The organism is bacterium, assembly GCA_021372535.1.
Classification (GTDB): Bacteria; Latescibacterota; Latescibacteria; order Latescibacterales; family Latescibacteraceae; genus JAFGMP01.
In genome coordinates this window covers 22,980-46,664 of sequence record JAJFUH010000049.1, presented here as the reverse complement: position 1 = coordinate 46,664, position 23,685 = coordinate 22,980, and the positions used below count along the sequence as shown (strand labels likewise).

The 23,685-nt window shown below is 49.8% G+C and carries 22 protein-coding genes and 1 pseudogene; all 23 read right to left on the bottom strand.

Annotated elements, in window-relative coordinates; all coding sequences use genetic code 11:
* Nucleotides 1–175: 175 nt before the first annotated feature.
* The gene (locus tag LLG96_05325) at nt 176–1,015 is read right to left on the bottom strand and encodes a GAF domain-containing protein (protein MCE5249624.1); all 840 of its coding nucleotides are present in this window, start codon (nt 1,013–1,015) and stop codon (nt 176–178) included.
* Between the two features lie 302 nt (nt 1,016–1,317).
* On the bottom strand, nt 1,318–1,614 hold the full coding sequence (locus LLG96_05320; protein ID MCE5249623.1) for an EscU/YscU/HrcU family type III secretion system export apparatus switch protein: 297 nt from the start codon (nt 1,612–1,614) through the stop codon (nt 1,318–1,320).
* Nucleotides 1,611–3,233: a flagellar hook-length control protein FliK gene (locus LLG96_05315; protein MCE5249622.1), complete on the bottom strand. Its 1,623-nt coding sequence runs from the start codon at nt 3,231–3,233 to the stop codon at nt 1,611–1,613. The genes LLG96_05320 and LLG96_05315 overlap by 4 nt, the downstream gene beginning before the upstream one ends.
* Before the next feature lie 87 nt (nt 3,234–3,320).
* Nucleotides 3,321–3,668 carry a hypothetical protein gene (locus LLG96_05310; GenBank protein ID MCE5249621.1) on the bottom strand — a complete coding sequence of 116 codons (348 nt, stop codon included), beginning with the start codon at nt 3,666–3,668 and terminating at the stop codon, nt 3,321–3,323.
* Between the two features lie 15 nt (nt 3,669–3,683).
* Nucleotides 3,684–4,583, bottom strand: a complete 900-nt coding sequence (locus LLG96_05305; GenBank protein ID MCE5249620.1) for a FliA/WhiG family RNA polymerase sigma factor — start codon at nt 4,581–4,583, stop codon at nt 3,684–3,686.
* A gap of 16 nt (nt 4,584–4,599) precedes the next feature.
* Nucleotides 4,600–5,406 (bottom strand): MinD/ParA family protein, encoded by an 807-nt coding sequence (locus LLG96_05300; protein MCE5249619.1) that lies wholly within the window; start codon nt 5,404–5,406, stop codon nt 4,600–4,602.
* 39 nt (nt 5,407–5,445) lie between these two features.
* Complete coding sequence (flhF, locus tag LLG96_05295; protein ID MCE5249618.1) at nt 5,446–6,693, bottom strand: flagellar biosynthesis protein FlhF; 1,248 nt, start codon at nt 6,691–6,693, stop codon at nt 5,446–5,448.
* Nucleotides 6,690–8,753 carry a flagellar biosynthesis protein FlhA gene (gene flhA / locus LLG96_05290; GenBank protein MCE5249617.1) on the bottom strand — a complete coding sequence of 688 codons (2,064 nt, stop codon included), beginning with the start codon at nt 8,751–8,753 and terminating at the stop codon, nt 6,690–6,692. Before flhA ends, flhF begins: the two co-directional genes overlap by 4 nt.
* A gap of 107 nt (nt 8,754–8,860) precedes the next feature.
* A complete protein-coding gene (gene flhB / locus LLG96_05285) occupies nt 8,861–9,928 on the bottom strand; it encodes a flagellar biosynthesis protein FlhB (GenBank protein MCE5249616.1) in 1,068 nt (355 codons plus the stop codon).
* A gap of 152 nt (nt 9,929–10,080) precedes the next feature.
* On the bottom strand, nt 10,081–10,863 hold the full coding sequence (fliR, locus tag LLG96_05280; protein ID MCE5249615.1) for a flagellar biosynthetic protein FliR: 783 nt from the start codon (nt 10,861–10,863) through the stop codon (nt 10,081–10,083).
* A gap of 90 nt (nt 10,864–10,953) precedes the next feature.
* On the bottom strand, nt 10,954–11,223 hold the full coding sequence (gene fliQ, locus LLG96_05275; GenBank protein ID MCE5249614.1) for a flagellar biosynthesis protein FliQ: 270 nt from the start codon (nt 11,221–11,223) through the stop codon (nt 10,954–10,956).
* Nucleotides 11,224–11,237: 14 nt separating this feature from the next.
* The gene (gene fliP, locus LLG96_05270) at nt 11,238–11,987 is read right to left on the bottom strand and encodes a flagellar type III secretion system pore protein FliP (GenBank protein ID MCE5249613.1); all 750 of its coding nucleotides are present in this window, start codon (nt 11,985–11,987) and stop codon (nt 11,238–11,240) included.
* Between the two features lie 36 nt (nt 11,988–12,023).
* Entirely contained in the window at nt 12,024–12,650 is a 627-nt protein-coding gene (locus LLG96_05265) for a flagellar biosynthetic protein FliO (GenBank protein MCE5249612.1), read from the bottom strand.
* A 124-nt stretch (nt 12,651–12,774) separates the two neighbouring features.
* Nucleotides 12,775–13,026: pseudogene (gene fliN, locus LLG96_05260) on the bottom strand (flagellar motor switch protein FliN).
* Between the two features lie 397 nt (nt 13,027–13,423).
* Complete coding sequence (gene fliM, locus LLG96_05255; GenBank protein MCE5249611.1) at nt 13,424–14,428, bottom strand: flagellar motor switch protein FliM; 1,005 nt, start codon at nt 14,426–14,428, stop codon at nt 13,424–13,426.
* A gap of 16 nt (nt 14,429–14,444) precedes the next feature.
* Nucleotides 14,445–14,936: a flagellar basal body-associated FliL family protein gene (locus LLG96_05250; GenBank protein ID MCE5249610.1), complete on the bottom strand. Its 492-nt coding sequence runs from the start codon at nt 14,934–14,936 to the stop codon at nt 14,445–14,447.
* Between the two features lie 66 nt (nt 14,937–15,002).
* A complete protein-coding gene (locus tag LLG96_05245) occupies nt 15,003–15,716 on the bottom strand; it encodes a flagellar motor protein MotB (protein ID MCE5249609.1) in 714 nt (237 codons plus the stop codon).
* Nucleotides 15,717–15,723: 7 nt separating this feature from the next.
* Entirely contained in the window at nt 15,724–16,497 is a 774-nt protein-coding gene (locus LLG96_05240; GenBank protein MCE5249608.1) for a MotA/TolQ/ExbB proton channel family protein, read from the bottom strand.
* A 12-nt stretch (nt 16,498–16,509) separates the two neighbouring features.
* Complete coding sequence (locus LLG96_05235; GenBank protein ID MCE5249607.1) at nt 16,510–16,707, bottom strand: flagellar FlbD family protein; 198 nt, start codon at nt 16,705–16,707, stop codon at nt 16,510–16,512.
* A 193-nt stretch (nt 16,708–16,900) separates the two neighbouring features.
* On the bottom strand, nt 16,901–18,985 hold the full coding sequence (locus tag LLG96_05230) for a flagellar hook-basal body complex protein (protein MCE5249606.1): 2,085 nt from the start codon (nt 18,983–18,985) through the stop codon (nt 16,901–16,903).
* Between the two features lie 87 nt (nt 18,986–19,072).
* Nucleotides 19,073–19,456 (bottom strand): flagellar biosynthesis protein, encoded by a 384-nt coding sequence (locus LLG96_05225; protein MCE5249605.1) that lies wholly within the window; start codon nt 19,454–19,456, stop codon nt 19,073–19,075.
* Nucleotides 19,457–19,491: 35 nt separating this feature from the next.
* Nucleotides 19,492–20,226, bottom strand: coding sequence for a hypothetical protein (locus LLG96_05220; protein ID MCE5249604.1), 735 nt, complete (start codon nt 20,224–20,226; stop codon nt 19,492–19,494).
* A gap of 15 nt (nt 20,227–20,241) precedes the next feature.
* Nucleotides 20,242–23,607, bottom strand: coding sequence for a flagellar hook-length control protein FliK (locus tag LLG96_05215; protein MCE5249603.1), 3,366 nt, complete (start codon nt 23,605–23,607; stop codon nt 20,242–20,244).
* Between the last annotated feature and the right edge of the window lie 78 nt (nt 23,608–23,685).

Here is a 23,685-nt window from a genome sequence, read left to right as displayed (position 1 = left end):
TGATAACTGCAACACTCATGCCATAAAAAAAAGGCGGCACAGAAAAATGCCGACCTTTATAATACATTATTATACAATATGTTAACGATAACAGCCCTGACATGAATGCAACGGTAAATCCGGGCGAAACACAATATACGAGAAGATTCTTCCCGTTCCGGGAAAGATTTTCCGGCTATTCCGATTGACTCGAAGAGTCGATATCTATCATTTTCTCCTGGGTTCTTTCCAGGTAGTTTTCGACAACAACCCTTTTCATGTTTCGGAGCTTCTGGGTTATCTCGGCAATACGCTTGGCTTCCGAAAGCACTGTTGTGAGTTTTTTTCTGACAGTCTCGTCAAGATCGGTCCTGATCATGAGCAGCAATTCGATATTTCCGATGATGGTGGTGAGGGGATTGTTGATTTCATGGTTGATGGATGCGGCCATCTGCGCAAGCACCTGATATTTTTCCATCTCAACGATCTGTATGTGCTGCTTTTTTATTTCGCCCTGTGCCTTGACGAGCGCCCTGTTTTTACTTATGAGCTCCTTTTCGTAATGAGTCCGCTCGATCAGAAGGGCAAGCTGTTCTGCGATAATTTCGAGGAACTGGAGGTTCTCCTCGGTAAACGCATCCGGCTGCTTATGTCCGAGATTCATAACGCCGATAAGAGTATCCCCCGATATGAGCGGAGTGGAGACAAACGATCTGAAATGCTTGTGATGACTCTGCCTGAGATTGGGGATGAGCACTGCCCGCCGGTGTTTTGCCACCCATGCGCTGAAGCCGCTTCCCATATCAAAGTCTATGGATTCTATAAGGTCGACACGCGTACCGACTGTTGCAGCCTCTTCCAGCTTGCCGTCCTTTTTACCGGCGATAAAAAGGCTTACGGAATGGCAGCCGACAGCCTCTCTGACCTTTTCAATCGCCAGGTGAAATTTCTCCTCGAGTTTCGAATCGGACCGTATGAGCGTACTGATCTCGTACAGCATCCGAATGCTCTCTATGACCGTGGATGTTTTTTTCATGTTTTTTTCTTGTTCCCGCCTTAAATAGTAATTTTTGATACACTGTTTTACAACAAGTCGCAGTTATACAAGTAAAAATTATGGATAACTGATGACAGATGCTGAAACTATTTCAGCATGACAACTTGATTTTGTAATGTCACCCTGAACTCGTTTCAGGGTCTATACAACAACAAAAATAAACGTCTGTATCTTATACCAATGATCTCAATGTGGTCTTACAGAAACCATGTCGGCTTGTGATAATATTGAGCAAAAACCAATACAGGTCAACTATATTCTTTACATGAATGCATAGTCACTCAGGGGAACCCGACAGCTTTTTTATTCATCCGGTAGATGAACACGAGGACTTCCGCAACGGCTGTATACAGTTCGGGCGGAATAACCTCACCAATGTTGAGGGTCATGAGGAGGGCGAGAAGATCGGGGTCCTCATAGATCGGCACTCCTGCTTCGCGGGCCGCCGCGATTATCTTTTCGGCTATTACTCCTGCGCCTTTCGCTACGAGCTTCGGAGCGCGATCCTCATGCTGACGGTATCTGAGTGCAGCTGCGGTTTTACGGTCGGTCAGGACGCGTTTACGTAGTTTTTTCATCTCACGATATCCAGACTGCCTCCGGGCGCGGAACCGCCGTCTCCCTCACCTTCTTTGCGGACGCCGGCACTGACCGAGCCGATAATGAATCCGCGGGCACTCAGCGAATCGACAAGCTCATGCTGCATCTCGCGGACCAGATCGGTCTGATCCTCGTCGCTCATTGAGAACCGGAGCGACATCACGCCGTTAAGCACATTCATAAATACTTTCACCCGACCGAGATTGACGGTTTCGGCATCGAATGAAAACGTGAAATTCCTTGAATCGATAGTATTCCCGCCGGGCTTATTCCTGCCGTTGACCCATATCCGGGCATTCAGTTTATTACGGACATCACCGAAGGGCAGATCGAAATACATCCCATGGATGTTCTCTTGGCTCTGGAGAATGGAAGAAATCTGGCGCCGGGAGATGCTGTCCAGAAGCGATCTGGTTTCCTGATTGAGGGTTCGTAGCATACCGGAGCTGCGGCTTTCCCCTTCATGGTGTTTCAGGCGTGTCAGTAATGATGTCAGGATGCCCTTGACATCACTGCGAATGAGCTCCTGAAGACGGGATGGATCCCTGCCGGAGCGGTACCATGCCAGAAGGCGCCATTCAAAAGCGATACCGCTGTTTTTAAGTATGTTTTGAACGGAGAGCGCTTCTTCTCCGGCTTCCCAGAATACACCCGTTTTGCCGTTTGCAGCAACCGGAGTGGCAAAATTGTCAAGGAGGATGTTTTCAAGCGTTTGCACCTGTCCGCGCATAAATTCCGCAACCATTCCGTCAGTCAGACCCTTCACTCCCGCTTCTGTCAGATATACATTCAGTTCCGCCGCAAGCGTGTTCAAACGCTGCCCCATCAGAGCGACGGCTTCATCGATTATTCCGGTGGTACTGCCCTGACCGGATTCGATACCCTGAATCCATGATATGACTTCTCCCGCCGCTGTTTCGATTTTTTCAAACATGCCGGCCAGTTTCGGATTGTTGTTCAACACCTCGAATAACGTTCCGAAGTCATTTGCAGCTGAAGGACTTACACCCGCAGCGCCGGTAAAAAATCCCGGCATACCGTCGCGTTCACCCGCCAGCGCATGCACAAGCCGTAGCTCGATGTTCCGGGTCCATGCGGTAATGCTGTCCTCGATCATACTGCCCGGCGATCCTTTCATGGCTTCGGTTGTGAACAGTGAGTCAAGATCGGCGATAAAACGTTCAAGTGTAGCGCGTATTTCACCCGGCAGCCGTTTTCCGGAAAGAATCGAACGAACGCTGTCGCCCAGAGAACCGAGTCGGGTAAAAACCATACTCTCATCATCGGTAGCGTTTTTCACCAGTTCTGCGGTCAGTGGTATACTGTTACGTCGGAGAACAAGGGCGCGCAGGGAGCTCTCTGCATCCATGTCAGAGGGGTTGATGCCGAGAGAAAGGAGCTCTGTTACGAGAGCCTGAACTTCGGTCGGTGAAACTGTGACATGTTTCCGGGAAAAAATCGATGTGAGACCGGAAACTGACGTTTCTTCAGGTGTATGCGGTGTCTGTACGGGTACGGTAACCTGTGATGAAGCCGGGAAACGTGAGGCATGCTCCGGCCGGTTGACATTGGGCGCGCCCGTACCGGTTATCCTCACAATAAACACCCCCGGAAGTGAAAAAACGGGAAATCAGGCTGATTCATAGTATGGGTACGTGATTCAATACGAGGAAAAACAGCGAGACTACACTTTTATGTCGATATGAGCCGGCGGGATGTGTTCGTCGCCGCTTTTCCCATCTTTGTGGTCGGATTCTTCCGGGCTTTCCCCGGTGTTCTCACGGTTTTCATGTTCAGGCTGTTCGTCTTCTGCGGTTTTTCGTTTTTCTTTTTCCTGCTGGTCGGTATGAAGAACGACCAGATCGCCCTGAGGAACGGGATTCGGTGATGTAATCCTTTTCTCCGTCTGTTTTCCCGCCAGGGTCTTCTGAAACTGCTGAAGAACCTCAGGCTGCAATTTCGCGTCCTGCTGCATTCGTTCGACGGCTTGAACTTTCGACAGTGAATCGGTTATTTCAATCGGTCGTACCATGACGCAGCTCTCGTTTTACGCACCGTAATACTGGGTACGCAGTTTGACTCTCAATTTGAGTATGGCTGATGTATGAATCTGTGAAACGCGCGATTCCGAGACATTCATGACCATACCTATTTCCTTCAGGGTCAATTCTTCATAATAGTACAACGCTATCGCAAGCCGCTCCTGCTCGGGCAGTGTGCCCAGAATTCTGGCAACATTGCTGATGAGTTCCTTACGTTCTATGGACTGGAGCGCGCTTTCATTACCGCTCACCAGGGTATCGATTCTCTTTACCGGCTCACCGCCGCCTGTCAACTCCACCTGTTCATCGAGCGACAGGAGCGTCGTCCCGGAGACCTGGTCAAGCGCCTTGTAATACTTGTCCATGTCCCAGTCGAGCTCTACCGCTATCTCCTCATCGGTAGGAAGACGTCCGAGCTTGTTGACAAGAGTGGAGATAGCGCCCTCGATCTCTTTCGATTTGGCGCGTGTCGACCGTGGTATCCAGTCGAGAGCCCGGAGTTCGTCTATTATCGCTCCCCTGACACGGGTAGAGGCATAAGTCTCGAATTTGACTCCTTTGGTGGGATCGAAGTTATTGACCGCATCGATGAGACCTATCACTCCCGTATTTATCAAATCACGTTTGTCAATCCAGTTCGGTAATCCGATCGACAGCCGGGCCACGATAAAATTGACCAGTTTGAGATGTTTCTTTATCAGCTCGTCACGTTTCTGGTTCTGGGAAAACTTCTTATAAGTATCGAGGCCTTTCCGTCCGCTTTGACCGCCGATGCACTGTTTTCTCCGATCACCCTGAATCCTGCGGTCGTTGGTGATCCTTCTTTCGGGACGTTCTCTCCGCTCCTCCTGAGCTCTTCGTTCACTCAGGAGTCTTCTGTCGACCTGATTTCTTTTATCATTCATGCCGCCCTACTTTATTTTATCGGTTGAAAAGACGTCCTTTATTAGTTGAATTTATTCCGACGATATTTTTAGCAATTTTCCGAATCGACTTCATCGACGGCGACGATTGCGCGGATAATGCAAGGGGAATCTGGCGTAACACCGCCTGTCCGACCGCATTGTCACGAACTATCGAGCCACGGTTCTGTGTCGCCCGTTCGAGAAAACGCCGGGTGATCTCGTTGAATTTTGTATAAATACGCTCGGCTTCCTCATCATTCTTGACCATGTTGACAATGACCCCGATCTTCATGTCGGGCTTCTGCACAGTTACGAGCTTCACCATCGCATACGCATCCGCAAACGCCGTCGGCTCGGGTGTCATAACCACAATCACCTCGTCAGCCATGAAAACAAAATCGACCACATTGGCCGATATCCCCGCGCCGGTATCTATAAATATAAGCTCAAACGCGTTTTCGAGCTTGAGAAGTTCCTTCTTGAACTGGATTTTCCCATCCGGTCCCATTTCCTGAATATGCCCCATCCCCGAGCCTGCCGGCAGTATGGTCAATCCTTCAGGCCCTTCGGTAAGAGCATCGAAGATACTTGCCTGGCCGTTCAAAACCTGCTCGATCGTACGGGTGGCGGAAATACCGGTCATCAGGTCAACATTTGCCAGACCCATGTCGGCATCGATCAACAGCACGCGGGCTCCGGCTTTCGAGAGCGAAATCGAGAGATTTACCGCAATGGATGTTTTTCCCACACCACCTTTCCCGCTCGTAATGGCGAACACCCTGGCCCGGTTAGACTTGAGATGAAGTTCCTTATCTCGCTGCATCGTGTATTCCCAAACGGTTATTTTCCCTGCATATTATCTTCACCGCGCCGCTCCCTTTCCCTCGAGGATACTTGTTATGAGGTTCCCGGGATCGGCTATGGAAAAATCCCCCGGAACATTTTGTCCGAATGTGACATAGGAGAGCGTTTTTTTCGAAATCAGCGCAAACGAAACCATAGATCCGTACTGGTCGCTCTCATCGAGCTTGGTGAAAAGAATACGGTTCGGCTTCAGAATCCCGAAATTGTCGAATACACGTTTCATCTCGGAAAACGATGTGGTGATGCTCATGGCGAGATGCACTTCCTGGGGTATGAGTTTCTGCAGGAACTCCACCATTTCGAGCATCTGCGCTTTATCCATGGGACCCGAGCCCGGTGTATCCACGAGAGTAATGTCGCTGTCCATAAGGCCGGGCATGATACCCGGAATCTCGTCCGGACTGTAGGCGATATATAGGGGAATATTTATAATCCTGCAGTATGCTTTCAACTGCCCGACGGCATCGACTCGTTTTGTGTCGATGGTCAACACCGCCACCCTTTTCTCCTGGTTGAGTGAAAAATCGGCGGCCAGTTTCGCGATTGTCGTCGTTTTTCCCGAACCGGTGGGTCCGATAAAAGCAATGACCCGCGGTTTCGCGCCAGCAAGCAGAATCGGACTTGGCTGCCCCAGGCCGCTTAAAAGGATGTCCTTTGCCCGCTCGATAATCACTTTTCCGTTCACGAGCTCGCCGCCGTTCAGATCATGGAGAAGCTGCCGTGTAAGACGTTTCGCTATTTTTTCATCCACTCCTGAATCGCGCATGCGTTTGAGAAGACCCGCAAGCTGCGCGGGAAGGCCGTCCATCTCACCAGTCAGGGCGGAATCTGCAAGCTCCCTGATCGAGCGTTTCAGCTCCTTGATATCCTCTACGATCCGGTCAACATGGACATGGTCGTCGAGCTCCTTGACTGTGACTTCGGCCGTCCTTGAAGGTATCGCTGCTCCCGAAGAGGGTTTATTATATACACCCGAATGGTCGGGAGGATACAGCCGCGCTTCACCGGGTCCTATCGGACGTGAACGCGAATCACCGCCTGACGGTCGCCCAGCAGAGCTCGCACCGTTCGTCGGATTATCGTCGATGGCGGCGGTAACCTCGACCGACGAGCGGCCGATCAAATCGAGCATCCCGCCCTTTTTCTCGCTCCGGGTGCTCAGTATGATCGCATCGGTGCCCAGCTCTTCGCGTACTTTCGAAAGCGCCTCGGTCATTGTCGGGGCTGTGAATTTCTTGATAATCATGATTCAGCCTTCACCATACCCACTGAAAAAATTTCAACTTCCGGTGCAACCTCATTATATGACACAACCCCTAAATTGGGGAAACTGATTTCTGTCATCGTCCTGAATCCCAGCCTGATGCTCGAAGATGTCAGCGCCACCGGCTGCTGGTCGTTGGTAATCATCTGTTCCACCAGCGTGCCAACCCGACTCAGCAATTCCTCATTCATCTCCGGGCTGAGGTTGATCATCAGTCCATGCGGAGAGGATTTCGTATTTTCCAGAATCATACGTTCGACTTTCGGCGACAGGGTGAATACGGTCAGCCTGCCATCTTCATCAATATACATTTTTGTAATCGATCTGTAAAGTGCCGCTCGCGCAAATTCACCGAGCGTATTAGGGTCTTTCGTTGTCGCGGCATAATCACCGACCGCCTCGAGTATGGTCACGAGATCACGAACCGGTATACGTTCTTTCAGAAGATGCTGGAGAATCTTCTGGAGCGTACCGAGGCTCAGGCTCTGCGGAATCAGCTCATTCACCAGCACCGGATAATCGCGCTTGATATTATCCACAAGCGCCTGTATGTCCTGGCGCGAGATGATTTCGTGGGCATGCCGCTTGATGGTTTCCGACAGATGCGTTGCGAGCACGCTCGATGGTTCGACGACGGTATATCCGCTTAATTCGGCCTTTTCACGGCTCTGTGCGGTTATCCATTTCGCCCTGAGCCCGAACGCAGGCTCGATGGTATCCTTACCCTCTATCTCCTCCTCCGCAAAACCCGGATTCATGGCGAGAAACATATCGGGTTCTATCTGTCCCCTCCCCACGACATTCCCCCGTATCATGATCGTGTAATCGTTGGCATTGAGCTTTATGTTGTCGCGAATCCTGACAGGCGGAACGATAATCCCCATGTCCTGGGCAATCTGCCGCCGTAACGTGGTTACCCGGTCGAGAAAATCCCCCCCCTGGCTTTCATCGACTATCGGTATTATGCCATACCCGATTTCCACGCCGAGAATATCCACCTGGAGGTAATCCTCGATACGTTCCTGCGGGAGCTCGGAAGGTTTTTTCTCCTCGGCAACACGCTTTCGCTCGGCAAGGGTACTCTGCCTGAGAAGAATCGCCGCATACATACCCGTGGCGATTGCCAGTATGAAAAACGGTTTTGTGGGCAGACCCGGAATGATTCCGAACACCGCGATCATAATGGCTGACATGACGATCGCGATGGGCCTCTTGGATATCTGATCACGGATATCCTGCCCGAGATTCGATTCCGAGGTCGCCCTCGTCACGATCATACCTGCTCCCGTGGACATGAGCAGCGCCGGTATCTGTGTTACAAGGCCATCTCCTACGGTGAGCATGGTATAGACCTGTATCGACTCCATCCAGGGCAGACCGCGCTGCGCAACCCCGATGATGAAACCCCCAATAATGTTGATAATCGTTATGATCAAACCGGCAATGACATCGCCGCGGACAAATTTCGAAGCACCGTCCATCGCTCCGTAGAAATCCGCCTCACGGCTGATTTCTGTCCTTCTGCGGCGGGCTTCGTCCTCATCGACAAGTCCGGCGTTCAGGTCGGCGTCTATAGCCATCTGTTTGCCCGGCATCGCATCGAGGGTAAAACGGGCCGAAACCTCAGCAATACGGCTCGCTCCCCGTGTTATAACCACAAACTGGATAACAACGATGATGCCGAATATTATAAATCCCACCACATAGTTCCCCTGAACGACAAATGTCCCGAACGACCGTATGACATTACCCGCATTCCCGCTGCCGAGAATCAGACGTGTGCTTGCAACATTGAGGGCAAGCCGGAATACAGTGGTCATGAGGAGCAGTCCGGGGAAAATCGATAGTTCGAGGGGACGGGTAACGTACATGGTGACGAGGAGGATAACAATGGAGAAAACGATATTGAAACTCAGCAGAATATCCAGCAATCCGGTCGGAATGGGAACGATCATCACACCGATGATCGCAATCACCAGTATCGCGAGGATAGCATCGGATATAAAGGAAAATCTTCTCGTCGTCGGGATTGGCGCCGCCAAATCGGTTTCTCCGGATAATCTCAAGAAAACCATATCCATGCAGCCCAGGAGATCATTCCATCAGGTGCTGCACGTTTCTTTCATGCAATATAGTATCATATTTCGATTTATACCACTTTTTTCCCTTTGAGACGGTATACGTATGCAAGAACCTCGGCCACTGCGGTATAGAGATCGGGAGGAATAGGATTGCCTATTTCCACGGCCTTGAAGAGCGCCTGTGCAAGAAGAACGTTTTCGATGATGGGCACACCCGATTCTATGGCTATTGTGCGGATTTTTTCCGCAATGAGGTTCTTGCCCTTCGCCACCACGACAGGAGCAGTCATGCCGGGCTGATAGGAAAGCGCAACCGCAAGCCGCGTCGGGTTGGTAACCACCACCTCGGCTTTCGGGACCTCTTCCATCATACGGCGCCGTGAGAGCTCACGCTGAACAGACCGTATCCGCGCTCTCAGGAGAGGATCGCCCTCGGCCTGTTTCATCTCCTCCTTCAGCTCCTGACGGGTCATCATCATCGACCGTTCGTAATCCCAGCGCTGGAAACCGTAATCGAGTATAGCAATCACCGCATATCCGATAAGTATCTTGAGTGCAATGGAAAACACGGTATATCCGGTAAATGCAAAAATATTCCCGACCGTCGAATCCGAAACAATCATGATATCGTTCATGAATCCCCTGAGCGCCCGGTAACCGATCCATGCCACGACAATAATTTTTATGACATCTCGTACGAGCGTCTCGAACGATCTTCTCGACAAAATACGTTTCGCACCTTCGAACGGATTGATTTTCTCGGCTTTCGGCATGAGCGGCTCACCGGTAAACAGAAATCCCACCTGAAGAACGTTCACCGCAATTCCCGCAATAGCCATGACCACAAATACCGGCAGGAGAATGGTAAAAAATGTGATAATCGCATTCATGAGAAGACCACGGATGTTGGATAGGCCGAGATCGTACGTGTAACTCTGGGTAAACACTCCCGTTACATAGCGTTCCAGTCCCTGGAGTATGTGGCGGCGGAACAGCATGAGAACGCTGAAACCAGCGAGAAGCATGATGGCCGAACTTACCTCGGTGGAACGGGCTACCTGCCCTCTTTTACGCGTTTCTTCACGGCGTTTTTGAGTCGCCTGTTCGGTTCTTTCCTGACCGGTATCCTCGGGCAAACTGTCTCACCTCCCCGTAGCGCGGAAAAATTCCGGGCGCGTTCCGGGTGTCGAAGTGTATGACCAAACACTATATACAGCGATAAATATATACAGGGTATGAAAATTTTTCAACCAAAATCCGCCCGGAAACATCGGCTTACTGCAATATTTCAACCTTGAAGCATACGAATGATCGTGAAGAAATGCGTCTGGAGACCGCCGAACACACGCTCGATGATAAGAGCGAATACGGGAAGCGTAAAGGCGATAAGGGCCAGTCCTACCCCGATCGCGAGGGGAAATCCGACGATAAAGACGTTCATCTGGGGTACTGTCCGGGCGATGATTCCGAGTATCGCATTCAGGATGAACAGGGTAATGATAACAGGGGCAGCGAGCTTTACAGCGACAACGAAAACCATGCCGGACAGGGTGATAAGATAATTTCCGATGGACGGATTCATCACGGCCCCGCCGGGGGGAAGAAGCTCGAAACTCCTGATGAGTGCATTGATGATGATATAATGTCCGTCGATAAGGACGAATATGATAAGGCTGAAGAAATAATAGAATTCACCGATAACGGCAATTTCTCCCGCTCCCATGGGGTCAACGACATTAGCAACGGCGAGTCCCATCTGGAGACCGATGAGGTGTCCTGCAAACTGCACGGCTGAGAAGAAGATGATGACTCCGAATCCCATCAGAAGACCGATTGCAATTTCGTTCAGAATCACGAGGACAAATTGAACGAGTGTCGCCGGGGGCGCGATTACGGGGGTTGTTATCCACGGAATAATTACAAAGGCAAAGAGCAGAACCAGCCAGATACGGAGCACTCTGGGAATCGACATATGACCGAATACGGGCACGGTCATGAAGAGGGCGCCTGTTCTGAACGCAACAAGCAGGAAATGATAGATATCCGTGAGCGAAATGGTGTACAGATTCATTCGGTATTCTCTTCGATGTACCCGCGGAACATCCATTGGGTGATCCGCGGATTATCCCGCCATTGGTCGGCTCGTGAATGCCGGAAACACCTACATGGCAAAATTCGGGAGCCTGGTCAGGAGACGGATGGTAAAATCGACGAGCGTCCGTATAAGCCACGGCATGAAAATCGCGAGTGCGAGTGCGACTGCAATGATTTTCGGAATAAAGGTAAGCGTCATTTCGTTTATCTGGGTAACCGCCTGGAGAATGCTCACCAGAAGACCCACAACAAGCCCGAAGCCGAGCATGGGTGCGGCAAGGAGCAGCGTAATGATCATCGCTTCGCGTGCAATCTGTATAGCCTGATCGGGTGTCACTTCGAAATCCTCCGCTATCGAAAACTTGTTATAAGCGACTGGACAAGCAGATACCAGCCGTCAACCAGCACAAAAAGGAGAATCTTGAACGGAAGCGAAACCATGATGGGCGGAAGCATGAGCATTCCCATGCTCATGAGCACGCTCGCCACGACCATATCGATAATGAGAAACGGTATGAAGAGCATGAATCCCATCTGGAAAGAGGTTTTCAATTCCGATATCACAAAAGCGGGAATAAGAACAACTGTCGGAACTTCGGATTCGTTCGCGGGCTGGGGGTAATTACCCGCTCGTATAAAGAGTGCAATATCCTTTTCCCTCGTCTGTTTGAACATGAACACTCTGAGCGGGACAATAGCACGTTCGAACGCCTGCCGCTGGGTAATCTCCTTTTTGATATACGGTTGTATGGCCTGGCTGTTTATCTCGTTGAACACTGGCGACATGATAAAAAAGGTCAGAAAAAGGGAAAGTCCTATGAGAACCTGGTTGGGCGGCATCTGCTGGGTGCTCAGTGCATGACGGAGCAGGGAGAGGACAATGATGATCCGCGTGAACGACGTGAGGAGAACCAGTAAAGCCGGAGCGAGACTCAGAAGTGTGATAAGGAGAATGATCTGGACTGTGACCGATACATCCTCCGGCGAGTCGCTTCTTCCGATCTGGATGTTCAAACCCGGGAGGTTCTGGGCGTATACGCTCCCCGCGGCGAGGATCACCGCAAGGAAAACAATACCCGCCCACATGAGTTTACGTTCCATAATCTCCTGTTTCCCGTGGAATCATCACCGCATGTATCATTGGCTTTTCTTCGAGCTTGTATCCCCGTCATGCGTACGGCCTTCTCCGGTGAATCTGTCGAAAAGACTCTTGAAAACACCCTGTTCGGCCGGCATCCTGAGATTCAGGCGTTCCATCTCGCTGCCGGTGAGCTCGCCGAGTCCGGTTATGGAATTCTCAGTGCAGCCCACAATAAAAACCCTGTCCAGTATTCTGACAAGCGCGATGGTTTTTTTCGGATCGATATGCTGAATTTCAAGCACCTGTACAACTCTGCCATCAGTTCCGCCACTGCCCCTGAGCCTCATCACTTTTTTAAGCACCCACAGGGCGAGAACAAGCAGAACAATCGTAATCCCGAGCGCAACAAGAACTTTGATCGTCTGCATGATAAGGTTCACTTCGGTACGTGCCGAATCGGACAACAGACCAATCGTACTGTCGGGATCGACAGCCGCAAAGCATTCTGCGATTCTGAATAAAATAAGATACACACTGGAAACAAAACTGAGAAGTACAATCTTTCGAGGAAAGGATGGAAAGGAAAAACTGTCCCATCCGCATAAAACATATATATCCCGAAGCGCAGAACAATGTGCAAGCCGCCGTAACTGTATCATCCACCTGAGGGAAATATGCGGCATTACAGAACGCTCCTCGGAAATCACGAATAACGATCAGAACAGCGACCGGTCACATCATGTCTGTGCGGGCTAGGGCGGAAACAGGAAAGCACGTGCCCGATATCCTGCATACCGCACTAATTAATTAAAGCATCTTGATTCGGTCTTTAGGGTCGATCAGGTCGGTGATACGGACGCCGAAGTTCTCATCCACCACAACAACTTCACCTTTTGCGAGCAGCTTACCGTTCACCAGAAGATCGACCGGTTCGCCCGCAAGCTTGTCAAGTTCGATGATCTTGCCCGGACCGAGACTGAGAATATCTTTAATCTGCATCTGTTTGCGGCCAAGTTCAACCGAAATATTGAGAGAAACATCGAGCAGCCTGTCTATACTGTCCCTGTCCGCTCTTTCATCCGATGGCCGAAGCTGCTGAAAAGAGAGCGGTTTTACAGGAATCTGGGCTTCCTCATCCTCTCCGCCAAAATCCAATCCTTCACTGATACTGCCCAAATCTTCCTCACTCATCGCAGCTGCCATCTGCTGTTCCAGGTCGAGCTCTCCGGCATCGGCTTCCCCTTCGAGAGCCATCGTCGCGGCCATCTGTGTTTCCAGATCATCATCGGTCAATCCCTGATCGCCTTCGGCAGCTATTGCCGCAGCCATTTGAGACTCGAGATCATCCTCGCCCAGATCGACATCCTGAATTCCCTGTTCGAGAGCTTCATCGGCGCCGGCAGCATCATCAATTTCGGAGCCCAACGCCTCTTCATTTTCATCGGGTACCATACTATCAGTCCTCCGGTACCGAAAGATCTATTTTCCTGTTATAAATACGGGATAAAATCTCAATGCCCTTGTATTTACCGACCAATCCCGCGCGACCTTGAAATTTCAATTCATTTTCAACATAAATATCGATTTCTTCATGTAACCGCCGTCCGAGTGTCACCACATCACCCAGTTTGAGGTCAAGCAGCTCATTGAGAGAGAGCTTTGTCTCTCCGAGGATTGCCTTGACCGTGGTATCGAAAACTTTTATTCTTCTGCGGTTTTTTTCCAGCTCCTCCCGCGGAACTTCCTTCGCCGAGCTCACAAGATTCTGTCCGCCGAGACGCAGCGCAATAGGCTCGATCGTTATATAGGGATAGCAGAGGTTGATAAGCCCGCTCACATTTTCACTTTTAAGCTCGAACGAAATAAGCACGACAGTCTCCGATGCAGGCACGACCTGAACAAATTCAGGGTTGGTTTCCAGCATCTCCACATTACATTCGAGCGGAATTATTCTTTCCCAGGTACGTTCGAGGTCACGAAGAGTCCGGTTGATGATATTATTCATGACACTTTTTTCAATCCAGGTAATTTCACGCTCCGTGACTATCGAGGTGCCCCTGCCGCCAAAGAGCCTGTCGACAAAGCTGAAAACCACCGACTGGCTGAAATCGATTATCGCGACACCTTCGAGCGGTTCCATCCTGAAGGTGTAAGTACAGCTCGGCGACGAAAGGCTCATGATGAATTCACTGTATGTAATCTGATCGACCGATACCAGGTTGATTTCGATAACTGCACGCTGGAGTGTCGAAAAGGTCGCGCTCAGAAGCCGTGCAAAATTATCATGCAGGTTCTGGAGAGTTCGCAGCTGATCCTTGCTGACTCGCGCGGGATGACGGAAGTCATAGGTATTTATGAATTTTTCCGCTTTGGTCGGCTCAGCCTGGACCTGAACATCCTCCCCGTATGACACTGCGGAAAGCAGCGCATCTATTTCTTCCTGGGAGAGAATCTCAGCCACAGAACATCACCTCCTCTTATGGAAACTGGATAATTCGCTGTTTGATATATAAATTGGTGATCGAGCCGCTTGTCAGTGTCGAATTGACAAGATCGGTCATCTCTTTCCGATACTGTTCCCACTGCTTGGCATCGGAGAGTTCCTGAACAGTTTTCATCGACAGATAACTCGAAATTTTGTCCATTATCTGGGCATTCCTGACCCCAATGTCTGCAATGACTTCCGGCGCTTTCGCCTCGAGTACAATATCGCACGAAAATATTTCTCCGCTTGACTGCGCGGGATTCAGATTGATGGCTTCGAGCGGGATCATGGTTCCAGGCGGCTCCTGAATAGCATTGCTCTCCTGCGCTTTCTGATCCTCCGAACCGGCAACATCGGTCACATTCTCGCTTTTATATGCCCAGTTCAGTATCTTCTTGCCTATGAAAAAACCGGCAATAATATCAATCAGGACAATAACAAGAATTATCACGATATATTTCAAAATCGTATTTCGATCCGCCATGGACATACCTCCAAGCCTGTATAATACTCCGGAAACCGGTTTATCCCTTACGGTAATAGACAGAAATTATTCATTAAAATCAATAAAAATTTCAACTCTCCGGTTCAATGCCCGACCTTCAGGCGTATCATTCGCGGCCACGGGATGAAACTCTCCGCATCCTACGGGACGAAGCCGCGAGGGGTCCAGATTCTCCTGTTGCGACTGGATATACGATATGACCGATAACGCACGCCCTATTGAGAGTTCCCAGTTGTTCCTGAACTGGGATGTTTTGATCGGTACGTTATCCGTATGACCTTCTACCCGGATGACTTCCTCTCCGGAACTGACAACTTCGACGATTTTATTCAGAACAGGTAATATACCAGGCTTGATTTCCGTTTTGCCTGTGTCAAACAGCGCTGGATCACCGATAGTGACATGTACACCCGCCTGAGTTTCACTGACCTTGATGATACTGCTCATATTCTGATCCCGAATGATTTTCCTGAGCTGTAATACCGCACGTTCACGTTTCCTGGAGCGACTTTTCTCTTCACCGGCTTTCGTCTGCCGCTGCATCTGTATTGGATTGGGCGTAACTTTCGTCTGATAAGGCAATGCGCCGAGGGCTCCCTTGAGTGATGCAGCCGCTGCTTTGAACTTTTCGATCTCCATTGTTGAAAATGATACAAGAAGCACAAAGAAACATAAAAGCAACGACATCAGGTCCCCATATGTAGTCATATAAGCAGGTGAACCTGCGGGGGGAGTATCTTCTTTTTTTTTCCTCGGCATACGTAACCTATTGTTTTTTCGCTGCCATTTGTGATCGCTGCGAAGGGGCGAGAAATGCTTTCAGTTTCCCCTCGACAATTCGCGGGTTGTCACCCGACTGTATGGCCATGATTCCTTCAATACTGAGCTGTTTCAACAGCAATTCATTTGCCGACCGGTTTTTAAGTTTCCCCGCTATCGGTGTACATATAAGATTCGCAATCAAGGCGCCGTAGAGAGTCGTTATGAGTGCCACTGACATACTCGGACCGATGGTCGAAGGATCGTCCATTTTCGCGAGCATGGCAATCAGACCGACAAGCGTTCCGATCATTCCGAACGCCGGGGCATACATGGCCATTGCATCGAAAATTGCAGCTCCGGTTTTGTGACGTTCTGCAATATAATCAAGTTCGGTGGTCATTATCTCTTTGATATATTCAGGTTCGGTGCCGTCCACTGCGAGATTAATACCACTTTTGAGAAAATCGTCATCGAGCTTCTGCGCCTGCTGTTCAAGAGACAGAATTCCTTCACGGCGGGCGGTTTCAGCAAAACCAACCAGTACTTCAATAATACCGTTCGGGGATTTTTCAGTATGTAAAAAAGCATTCTTTACGACTTTAAGCACACCGAGAATCTCCTTGAGCGGGTAGTTTATAAACGTCGCACCGAGGGTTCCGCCAACGACAATTAATACGGATGGTATATTCCAGTACAGGAGAAGACTTCCGCTAGTTAAAATACCATACAGCACAAATCCTATCCCGCACACAAACCCTATAACAGTGGCAAGGTCCATTCCCGCTCCTTGTTATTCCGATACAGGCCCATGGGCGATCCGTCTCTTATAGGCCGTAACCTTGTCGATTACCTCATCGACAGATTCCTTAATGATGATTTTCTGTCCCGTTGTCAGTGTAACAATAGTATCGGGAGTTTCCTCGACAAACTCAATAAGATCAGAATTTACAACAATCACCGAATTATTGAAACGTGTTAATTTTATCATCGTCACGCCTTACTGATTAATATGGCCATATACTGTAAAATATCATAATTCTCATGTTTTTGCAAGCTGCCCGGTAATAAAAAAGCTCTTCCGTATCCGGGAAGCCCCTTATGACATGGTCATAATCGCTGCGGGGCTTCCCATTAATCGTTTATACTAAAATACATTCAAAATTTTAAACTACCATATGAATTTACCGCTTCATATTGACTGTTTCCTGCAATATTTCATCGGTTGTCACCACAGTCCGCGCATTCGCCTGGAAAATACGCTGCGCCATGATCATGTTGGTAAATTCTTCGGCAATATCCACATTGGACATCTCAACAGCGCCGGGAGTTATGGTAGCGGTGATGGATGATCCCGCAAATCCGTAAATGGCAAGACCGGAGTTGCTCGATACATCATAGGTGTTATCGCCAACCCGCTGAAGACCGGCGGGATTATTGAAGGTGGCAAGCACGAGTCGTGCTATCTTACGGGAGTTGCCGTTGGTGAAAAGACCGGTGATCGAACCGTCATCACCAATCACAACATTGTCCAGCACACCGGCAGAATATCCGTTCTGATCACGGGCAATAACCGTGTTGGTGCTGGAAAACTGGGTGATGCCGTCAGCCGACCCGAGTGTACCGAAATCGAGCACGATATCAACGGGGACATCCGCTCCGTTCTTGGGGTCGAATGTAAACGAGCTCGCACCCTGCGAATAGGAAAACGATTCGATGACGCCATTGTTATCGAACGTCACATATCCCGTGTAACCTCCCGACAGCTCTGCCGGTGAAGGAACGGATATGTTCCACTGCCACCGGTTGGGAAGTGTTACATCCTTCTTGAACTCAACTGTCAGCGTATGAGCGTTTCCGAGTGAATCGAACACGCGGACTGATGCGGAATGAGTGACATCCGAGGCTTCACGGGTTTCAGACCAGTTACCGACGGTAGCGTCGAAAACATTGTCAAATTCCGTTGCCGTCCCCCCGGTGCTGATATTCACTGCCGAAATTGCATAGTCAAGGCCGCCATCGGCATTGATTATGAGCGCGCCATTCACCGGATCAATTTCCACAGGATTGACATTGGTGATATTAAACGCGCTCTTGAGGCTTTTTACGTAATCATCGTACGTGATGCTTGCTCCCTTACCGTCATCAACATTAATTGTGGCGGTGGTAATGGAATCTCCGCCAATACGGCCATCAACGGTGATTGCATCGGTAAGCTTGAGTCCCAGATCGACGCCCGAGGAGTTACGGAGGGTCGTCAGGGCATCATCGGCCATTGCCACATGTGAAAACTCATCGGTTGTTTTTGCACCAACCACACCGTTCGCAGTCGCAATAGCCTTATTGAGAACCGAATTCACGCTCGACAGAGTGATTGTATTTGCTGCATTCCCTTTATTGGCAAACTGAAGGGCTCCCGCGCTTGTTAAAGATGCGGTAACAAGAGTCCCGAAATCATGATTGATTTCTGCAATCAGATCGTCGAGTGTGTGGAAATCCATACTCGATGCCCCGGTATCCTCCTTTACATAGGTATAAGTCTTTGATGTTTCACCGGTTGCGACATCATTCACATTAACCGTGAGGGTTGTCGACAGTGAAGACATACCACTTATCTGAAGGTTCGCATCCCCTCTGGCATATAAGCCGTTCACATCGGTGGCACTTCCTGCTATCTCACGGGAATAGAGACGTCCTGTTCTGATAACATTCCCGACCGGTGTAGCCGAAGCATCGAGATTACCGACAAAATTGACTTTCGTTGTCGTTTTTGCCGGATCGACGGTGCCAAAGGGAACAGAGATATCCGCTATCGGGGAACCGTCATCGACCACTCCGGATTCATCGGCCATTCTCCCCTGAACCTTCATACCATTAAACGGTATAACAAGACGGCCCTTGGAATCCCACTGGAATGAACCCGCTCTGGTATAGAAATAACGCTGGTCGTCTGAAACGACAAAAAATCCGTCGCCTCGTATCGCAAGGTCACTCGTGTTGCCGGTGGACTGTATCGGTCCCTGGGTGAGAATGGTATCGATGGAGCCGATGGATGTACCATTTCCAAGCTGGAGCGGATTGACACCGCCCTGATCTCCGGGCGGTCTCGATGCACCCTGAAGAAGCTGATAAAATGATTCCTCGAAGGTAATCCGGCCCCGTTTAAATCCCATGGTGCCGGAGTTAGAGATGTTATTCGCAATAACATCCATAAACACCTGCTGGTTTCGTATTCCACTCACAGCAGTAGACATTGTCTGCCCTGGCATGTTCACATCTCCTTTTCTTGCTGAACACCGCGTCTGTCAATCGGCGGTGCAGGGCCTCCTTCTCGCGAGGTCCGGCCCGTTGTTTTATTAAGCTATAACTGCGCTATCAATATTCGTAAATACATTATCCTTTATCGAATCTCCCGAAAGAGCGGTCACAACCGTTTTGTTTTTTATGCTGACTATCAAAGCCGTGTCGTTGAGAAGGATGAGTGAATCAACCGCTCCTTTTTCCTGAGCCTTTTCAACAGCCTGGGAGAGCCTGGATATTTCACTGTTTCCAAAGGTTATCCCGCGGTCGTTCAGTCGTTCCATCGCATGGGCGCTGAAAGTTATTCCTGTTTCGCGTTCCAGCTGTACCTTGAGTACATCGACAAAAGACAGGTCACGGCCCGAGCGTATGATCCTGGTCAAACCGGAGCCTGTCCCCAGAGATCCCACATATCCTGCTATGTCCGGCCGCTCTACCATGTTTCACCTCCTTCCGGCGATATCTCAACTATTTGTTATTCTTGAGTATTTACGATGCTTTTAACCTTATCAAACGGCACCTGAATACCGTTCACCTCAAGATACGCCATACCTTCCTTATATGATATTCCTTCAACCATGCCGATGAATACTGGTGTTGCTGTCGCATCGTTTCCTACCGTATCATACGCTGTTATCTTGTATGAATAGGTTCCCGCTGCGGCGGGAAGTCCGCGGTTTGTCATCCCGTCCCATTCCACCGAATTCAGCCCGTCATCCATTTCATCAAGGTTTATGGTACGGATAACCGTGTCGCTGCTGTCAAGCACCTCGACCTTACCGTTCGTGATGTCCACATCGAGATCGAAATTGAGATCGACGGGAGTGCTGCCGTCATATGCAAATTCGTCGGATTCGGCGGAAATGTACTTGTCCATGAAATTAACCATCATCGAATTATTGATCGACCCGGTAATCGAGCTGTTCAAATCGATCATCTCGGTGAGAGAAGAATTCATGGTCGTAAGTTGTTCGAGCGTGCTGAACTGGGCAAGCTGGGCTACAAATTCAGTGTTGTCGGCGGGATTGAGGGGGTCTTGATTCTGCATTTGTGCAAGAAGGAGCTTGAGAAAATCATCCTTCCCAAGGGTTTCCGTGTTAAGGGTGGAACTTGCCGTGGTTTCTTCAGTCGTTCCCCAGATTGATCCCGATTTCTGAGAAGTTTCGGGAGTATATAAATTAGATTTATAATCCGTTGCGATATAAGACATACCTGAAATCCTCCTTTACATCCATAAATCAAGATAGTCCGAATTCATAGATTTTCCGCGCAGTACCGTTTCTCCTCCGGTAACATCGTATTTCTCAGCAGTTCCGGTTACGGAGGTATTCGCATTACGGCGCAGATTAAAGTTCATATTTTCGGCATTCTGACGATTGGCCCACGCATCGGCGCCGCTGTTATGCCCTACCTGAACATCAAACGATTCGACCTTCAAACCGCTTTGTGCGAGCTGATCTTTCAGACCGCTCAGATTGTTCTGAATAATTTCTTTTATTTCATGAGATTCGACAGTGATTTTACCGGTGACTTTAGAGTTTTCGGTTACGATATCGAGTTTCATTTTCCCGAGATTCGGAGGTTCGAGCCTTATTTCAGCGCTCGAATGCCCGTTTGCGATCATGAACCGTGCATTCTGTATCACGGTGTTCATTATCTTTGATTCTGTCTCGGGAGAAAAAGCATTCCATCGCGGCATGACGCTCTGGGCAGAACCCGGCTTCGACAGTGAAACAAACTCACTCTGCATGTCGTTCCTGATAATTCCGCCCGATGCTGTATCATCACCGTTGGCTGAATCGTTTGTGCTGACAGAAACATTTTCCTGAGAAAAATCAAATATCACCTCTGTTCCGGTGGTTTGGGCTGTACTTTTCGCCTGTCCGCCCATCGGGCCGCCGTTTGTATTCCCCGGGCTACCCCCATCGGCTTCGACTCCGGTTCCATTCACTGCTCCTGCTTGTTCGGTCGTATTTTCAAAGCGCGCGCCGGTATGGTATTTTCCCGTTGAATGCCCGGTTTTGTGATCAACCGCGATTCCCTGAAACGATAAGGAACTGTTCCCCTGATCATCAGGCTTTTCAGTTCCGCTCACCGAACCGGACAGATCGGATATTTCACTACCATTCATCATGGTCTGTTTTGATGGGGAAACGTCAGTTGCTTCGGTGGCATCGGAACGAATTCTCTCGTGTTTCACGGGTGTTACGGTAATCGTTGCCGTGGTTTTCATATCTTTACGAGCTGCGCCTTCCACAGATTCACCCGTTTCGGCTGCCATACCTGCTCCGGATGTTTCGGAAAACGTCCCCTCTCCCGTCTGCGTGGTAATCGACTCTCGCCGTGTACTGTTTTCATCGACCTGATCGGTGGTTTGAACTGACAGTCCCGCTGTGCCTTGCGAAGATACGATCTGATTGAATTCGGAATCACCCTGAACGGACCCGGATGTCATAACACCGGATGCTCCGGTATCGTTTTGCTGTGCTGCCGTAATGGATTCCGCCGCGAAACTTCCGCCGGTTTTCACCGGTTCCCTGACAGTTGTTTTTTCACCGTCGGCGGACATGACATTATTAAGCTCGCCGGATGTTCTTACTGTGCCTTCCCGAACAATAATTCGCCCGGCCCGGGAGGAGTCAACCTGTGTGAGTAATGATGTTCCGTTCCCGTTTTCGGACAATACAGGGAAAGCTCCTTCATCGGAAGACATCATCCCCTGTAAATCGCTTTCACTATCGCTGACATGAAAACGGGATGATCCGGCTGGCCTGGTAATCCTGATTCCCACGGTTTTTACCCGGTTGTTCACTGAAGTGTCTTCCGGTTCGGATGCGCTGCTCACACCATCATTAACAGAAACCGTGGATTCCCGGACAGGTATTTCAGTATCAGACTCAACGGTTCCGTCAGTTCCGGTTTCGGTGGTTATTCCTTCTGAAGCTGCCTCTCGCAGCCGGATACCATCGATACCGGTTTTATGGTTATCGGCATTTACAGTCACAGGATTCATGCGGTTATCCGCAGGGGAAGCATCAGTCACGTTCAGGGTTATAAGAGGCTTCACAACATACCCGGACTTGCCATCCTGAAGCTCGGTCGGCTGCCCGGTATCGGAATCCGTTCCGGAGACACGTGAGATCATGACTGCAACGGTTTCTTCATTTTCAGGGGAATTGTTGATTTCAACAGACGTCATGACTGACGATCCGGAAAGATTTATTTCGGCTTCGGGGGGATTCGTACTAGTGTTTAAGGGGGTGTAGTATGCGTCGGTTGTGATTGAAACCGTCTCAAATCCCCCCGGCAGCCTTTTTGCGTTTGACTGTATATTTCCTGAAAAATCCGGCGCGGCGGCGGTAACATCAGCCTGAGTGTTTTCCGCTGGTTGCGCAGGAGCATCTTCCACAGTAATGTCTGCGATGGTATCGCTGCCCGATATTCCGGACATCAGATGAATATTTTTATTACGTCCGCCCATAACAAAAACGGTGTTGTCCGGTTCAGAATTCGTGTCCGTTAATGACACCCGTTCATCGCCTGCAAGGTTTGCGAAGATCAGGGGATCGACACTCTTTTCGCCCGTCTGCTCTTCAATTACGGTCATGTTTTCTGAGTCGTCCGGTCTATTATTTCCAAGAATAATTTCAACAAGAGCTCCCGAATCGATAAGGTCGGCGAGCATTGTAACGGCAGTATTATCGGATGCCGCAGCTCCGTTGTTGTTGAGGATTACGGGAATATCTCCCGAACCTGTGCGGAGTACAAGTACGGGTGTCGGTTTTTCCGTTGAAATACCGGAAGCGCCGGTCGCGCTACCCTGGTTCCCGAAAAACATTCCATCACGGGTGATTATTCCGGTATCGCCGCTGTCCCCGGTAAATATGGTCGCGTTCTGTATCTCCGGATTATTGAAGGTAGTAAATGAACGATCCGTTTCCGTTGACTGATTCATTACGGATTTGCCTGTATTGTCTGTATCGGGGATCACCTGGTTTTCGGAAACGATTATATCGTTATTTTCCTGAATGGAGCCGTTGAATGTATCCATATTCAAAACAGAAAAACCGGTTTTTTCACCCGAACCGGTTGAATCGACGGTAACTGCCGTCGCATCGCTGTTTTCGGACGCTGTTTCGCCGAATGACATGAGACCGAATCCTGCAGGTTGTGCATCGGCCAGGGCAGTATCGGTAATCAGACTGGTTCCGCCATCCGTTCCGGGTAGGATTCCGGTATCAGTGGACAGCATCAATACCATACGGTTATCGTCGGTTACGAGTTCTGCAAGAGCTGCAGAATCACTGAAATATGCGGATATTTCCTGATATCCCGGGAGACCGGTAACATTTTCCCCATCAGGTTGCTCCTGAGCAACTGCGCCGGGGTATGATTCCGGAACAACCCGGATATCTTCGTTTGTCGGCGTAATGACAATCTCACCTTTTTCGGTTACGGTGATGATAACAGGCACGGTCATTTCCTTACCATCCTGCGATGTAACAACGAGATTCGCCCGGAAACGTTCCGGAGTGCCTGAAACGGCGCAGTTTCCGGATCGTGTCCCGGTAACCGGCTGCTTCAATGTCACCTGCGGGGCTGTACCCCCGATCATCTGAGAAAGCAGAGATGCAAAATCCGCCTCACCCGATGATCCTGGCGTTTCATT